The sequence below is a fragment of the Pseudoxanthobacter sp. genome, assembly GCF_036822375.1.
Classification (GTDB): Bacteria; Pseudomonadota; Alphaproteobacteria; order Rhizobiales; family Segnochrobactraceae; genus Pseudoxanthobacter.
In genome coordinates, this window is record NZ_DAISHT010000117.1 from 6,734 (window position 1) to 10,864 (window position 4,131).

Annotated in this window: 5 protein-coding genes; 1 reads left to right on the top strand and 4 read right to left on the bottom strand. The window is 70.1% G+C overall.

Annotated elements, in window-relative coordinates; all coding sequences use genetic code 11:
• Positions 1 to 9: 9 nt before the first annotated feature.
• The 3 genes from V7067_RS11560 to V7067_RS11570 all read right to left on the bottom strand — a co-directional run bounded on the left by V7067_RS11560 (position 10) and on the right by V7067_RS11570 (position 2,127).
• Positions 10 to 567 (bottom strand): HNH endonuclease, encoded by a 558-nt coding sequence (locus V7067_RS11560; RefSeq protein WP_334176056.1) that lies wholly within the window; start codon positions 565 to 567, stop codon positions 10 to 12.
• 175 nt (positions 568 to 742) lie between these two features.
• Positions 743 to 1,399 (bottom strand): prolyl oligopeptidase family serine peptidase, encoded by a 657-nt coding sequence (locus tag V7067_RS11565; RefSeq protein WP_334176057.1) that lies wholly within the window; start codon positions 1,397 to 1,399, stop codon positions 743 to 745.
• 32 nt (positions 1,400 to 1,431) lie between these two features.
• On the bottom strand, positions 1,432 to 2,127 hold the full coding sequence (locus V7067_RS11570; protein ID WP_334176058.1) for a DNA-3-methyladenine glycosylase 2 family protein: 696 nt from the start codon (positions 2,125 to 2,127) through the stop codon (positions 1,432 to 1,434).
• 62 nt (positions 2,128 to 2,189) lie between these two features.
• On the opposite strand from V7067_RS11570, the gene gluQRS reads away from it, so the two are divergent.
• Positions 2,190 to 3,086 carry a tRNA glutamyl-Q(34) synthetase GluQRS gene (gene gluQRS / locus V7067_RS11575; RefSeq protein WP_334176059.1) on the top strand — a complete coding sequence of 299 codons (897 nt, stop codon included), beginning with the start codon at positions 2,190 to 2,192 and terminating at the stop codon, positions 3,084 to 3,086.
• Here gluQRS and V7067_RS11580 read toward each other — a convergent pair.
• The gene (locus V7067_RS11580; protein ID WP_334176060.1) at positions 3,070 to 4,026 is read right to left on the bottom strand and encodes an AEC family transporter; all 957 of its coding nucleotides are present in this window, start codon (positions 4,024 to 4,026) and stop codon (positions 3,070 to 3,072) included. The two genes, gluQRS and V7067_RS11580, sit on opposite strands and share 17 nt — an antisense overlap.
• Between the last annotated feature and the right edge of the window lie 105 nt (positions 4,027 to 4,131).

The window sequence follows — 4,131 nt, forward strand, 5'->3', positions numbered from 1 at the left end:
GGCTGCGAATCAGGGTTCCAGTTCGGCATCCCAGTAGAGGAAGTCGAGCCAGCTTTCATGCAGGTAGTTGGGCGGGAACAGACGCCCGTTGTTGTGCAGGTCCTGCACCGTCGGCCGGAACGGCCTGTGGCGCGGATGCAGGCCGATCTCTTCGCAACTGCGAGAGCCCTTCAGGAGATTGCACGGCGAACAGGCCGCCAGCACGTTCTCCCATGTCGTCTGGCCGCCGCGGCAGCGCGGAATCAGATGATCGAAGGTGAGATCGGTCTTCGATCCGCAATACTGGCACTCGAACCGGTCACGCAGGAAGACGTTGAACCGGGTGAAGGCCGGATTGCGGGCCGGCTTGACGTAGGTTTTCAGCGACACGACGCTGGGAATGCGCATGTCGAACGTGGGGCTGCGCACGCTGACATCGTATTCGGATACGATGTTGACCCGGTCGAGGAAAACCGCCTTGATCGCATCCTGCCAGGACCAGAGCGACAAGGGGTAATAACTCAACGGACGGTAGTCGGCGTTGAGCACCAGGGTCGGATGCGCATCGGGCGAGACGGCGACAGTCACAGTCTGCTCCTCATGCCGGGGATCGGTGTCCCTGTGGACGAGCGCGGACCAGAGTGTAGAGCCATCATGTCGGGCGTGTGAAGTCCCGCCCGCCGCCGGCCATCGTTAAATGCCGCCGTGCCGGCTGCGGCCGATTCGACCGCGCCGTTCGCATCTGCAAAAAGCCCGGCGGGCCTCAGCGGCTGAAGGCATCCGCCAGCGAGGCGATGCCGATGGCCACGCCTTCCGCATCGATGCCGTGGCCGAGGCCGGGGCGGCCGTGCATGTCGACCGGCACGCCGGCTTCCGTCAGCGTGTTGTAGGCATCGAGCATCGCCTGCGGCGGCACGATATCGTCGAACTCGCCGTGGACCAGCACCACATGGGGGGGCGGGCGCACGGCCTCCGCCTTCACGCGGGCCGGCGCCGGCAGCAGGCCGGAATAGCTGAGGATCAGCGCCGGGGCCGCCGGCCGGCGCAGGCCGGTGTGCAGCGCCATCATCGCCCCCTGACTGAAGCCGATCAGCGCAAGGTCGCGGTCCGTCAGGCCGTGCCAGGCGAGTTCGCCGGCGATGAAGCGCTCCAGCAGGTCGCGCGTGGCATCGGCCCCGCGGTCGAACTCCGAGGGATCGGTGAAGGAGATCGGGAACCACTCCCGCCCGAACGGCGCACCGCCGCACGGCGCCGGCCCGTGGGGCAGCGCAAAGGCCACATCCGGCAGCATGTCGCCGATGGCATCGGCGAGCGGCATCAGATCGCTGCCGTCGGCCCCGTAACCGTGCAGCACCACAACGAGCTTGCGGGCCGGCCCGCCGGAACGGGGGCTGAGGCGGGGTCCATCGAGTGCGGCCATGGTGCAGATATCCGGTGGCAAAAGGGGCGGTGTCAGTCCGGCAGCGGCAGGCCGGCGCCGGCGGTGCGGCGGGCGCCATAATAGGCCCAGAACAGCCGGGCAGCCACCGCGCGCCACGGTTGCCATGCTTCGGCGATCGCCGCAAGATGCCGGCTGTCGGGCCGCGCCGCCAGCCCCAGCGCCTCGCCCACGGCAATGCGCAGCGCCATGTCGCCGGCCGGGAAGATATCCGGGTGCCCGGCGCAGAACATCAGGAAGGTGTCGGCCGTCCACGGCCCGATGCCGCGAAAGGCGGTGAGCGCGGCATGGGCTTCCGCGCCGGAAAGCGCGGCGAGGCGGGCGGGATCGAGCCGGCCTTCCGCAACGGCGCGGGCAAGCCCGGCGATGGTCGCCGCCTTGGCTCGGGAAAGGCCGGCCGCCTTCCAGCCCTCGTCGCCAAGCCGCAGGAAGCCTTCCGGCCCGGCGCCGCCGGCTGCCTCCAGCCGGTTCCAGATGGCGCGCGCGGAGGCCGCCGACACGAGCTGCGCCACCACCAGCCGGGCAAGGCCGCGGAAATCGGCGGCCTCGCGCCGCAGCGGAATGGCGCCCGCCACCGCCGCCACCGGCCCGAGGCGGGCATCGGCGGCCAGCAGCTCGCGGAGCGCAAAGGCGATGTCGCCGGCGCTGTCGATGCGCTGCGGGCGGGGGGCGGGCGGCGGGGGGATGGCATTTTCGCCCGTGGTGTGCATCGTCGGCAGCCGATCTGAAAACGGTGGCGCGAAGCGCCATCGTGCCCGAAGAGGCCGCCGATTTGAATCGCCCCGTGTTCCGCTTTGCGCCCAGCCCCAACGGCCGCCTGCATCTGGGCCACGCGCTCTCTGCCCTCCTCAATGCCGACAGGGCGCAGGCAGCCGGCGGCCGGCTGCTGCTGCGCATCGAGGATATCGACCGGACGCGCTGCCGGCCGGAATTCGAGGCCGCGATTTTCGACGATCTGCGCTGGCTCGGCCTGCACTGGGAAGAGCCGGTGCGGCACCAGTCCCGTCACTTTGCCGACTATCGCGCCGCTCTGGACGGGCTTGTGCGGCGCGGGCTGGTCATTCCCTCGTTCGCCTCGCGCCGCGAGATCGCCGATGCCGCTGCGGCCGCGCAGGCGGCCGGCCGGCCGTGGCCGCGCGATCCGGATGGCGCCATCGTGTTCGCCGGCGACGAGGCGGTGCTGCCGGCGGCCGAAATTGCCCGCCGGCGCGCCGGCGACGCGCCGATGGCGCTGCGCCTCGATCACGAAAAGGCTCTGGCGGCGGCCGGAGACACGCTTTTCTGGGACGAAACCGGGGCCGGACCGTGCGGGCAAAGCGGCCGCATCGCCGCTCTGCCGTGGCGCTGGGGCGATATCGTGCTGGCGCGCAAGGAGACGCCGACCAGCTACCATCTTTCCGTGGTGGTGGACGACGGCCTGCAGGGCATCACCCATGTCGTGCGCGGGCGGGACCTGTTTGCGGCAACTGCCGTCCACCGCCTGTTGCAAAGGCTGCTCGGCCTGCCGGCGCCGGTCTATCACCACCACCGCCTGATCGTGGATGAAAGCGGGCGCAAGCTCTCCAAGTCGGCCGGGGATACGGCGCTCGGGGCGCTGCGGGCGCAGGGCGCGACGCCGGCGCAGATCCGCGCCCGTGTGGGGCTTGCGAACCTTACGGCAGGCCGATGATGGCGAGCCACAGCCCGAGGGTGAGGGCGGCGGCGGCGGTGGACAGGGTGATGGTGTTGGAGGCAAGGCCCATGCCGACGCCCGCCCGGTTGGCGATGAGATAGGCGTTGACGCCGGTGGCCGAGGCCGCCGAAACCGTGGCCACCGCCGACCAGATCGGCGGCATGGTGAAGACATGGCGGCTCATGAAGAACACCACCGCCGGCATCACCATCAGCTTCAGCAGCACCAGCATGCTGGACGGCACCAGATGCCCGCCGATGCCATAGCGCTTCAGGCTCATGCCGAGGGCGAACAGCGCCACCGGCACGGTGGTGTCGGCAAGCCGGTGCACCACCTCCCTGAACGGCCCCTCGATGGGGATTTGCAGCGTGCGCACCACGGCGCCTGCCAGAATGCCGATGACGATGGGGTTCTTCAGGATGTTGATGACCATGCGCCGCATCAGCGCCAGCGGGCTGAAGGCGCGGGCCTCCGCCTTTGCCTCGTGGTGCTCGAACAGCAGCGTGGCGACAATGGTCATCAGCGGCGTGTGGACGGACAGCAGCAGCAGGATCGGCACGTCGCCGGCCTTGCCCCAGACCGAGAACACCACCGGGATGGTCAGCATGGCGGTGTTGGAAAAAGCGGCTGAGACGCCCGCCACCACGCCCAGCCGCGGATCGCCGCCGAAGAAGCGGCGATAGCAGATATCGCCGGCGACCCATGCCACCACCACGCCGCTGAAATAGGCGCCCCAGAACGGCCATGGCGACAGATCGGGGAAATGGGCGGTGGCCAGCGCGTTGAACAGCAGCGTGGGCAGCGAGACGGTAGCGGCAAAGGCCCCGAGCGCATCGCCGACCGGTGCGGGCAGAATGCGCAGTGCCGCCGCCCCCCAGCCCAGCGCCAGCAGGCCGAAGACGGGGGCGAGGACCAGGACGATCTCGGTGAACGACATCGCTTGATGACCGCAGCTTGAGCCGTGTCGCACCCGTCAGCGCGGCGCCGGCAGGGCCGCGGCAGCAGGGCGGGGAAGGGGCGGGGTTTAAGGGACCGGAGGCGG

Excerpts from the sequence above, each read along its gene's own strand:
- V7067_RS11565 (WP_334176057.1), bottom strand. The coding sequence starts at position 1,399 with ATGGCCGCACTCGATGGACCCCGCCTCAGCCCCCGTTCCGGCGGGCCG.
- V7067_RS11570 (WP_334176058.1), bottom strand. The coding sequence starts at position 2,127 with ATGCACACCACGGGCGAAAATGCCATCCCCCCGCCGCCCGCCCCCCGC.
- V7067_RS11580 (WP_334176060.1), bottom strand. The coding sequence starts at position 4,026 with ATGTCGTTCACCGAGATCGTCCTGGTCCTCGCCCCCGTCTTCGGCCTG.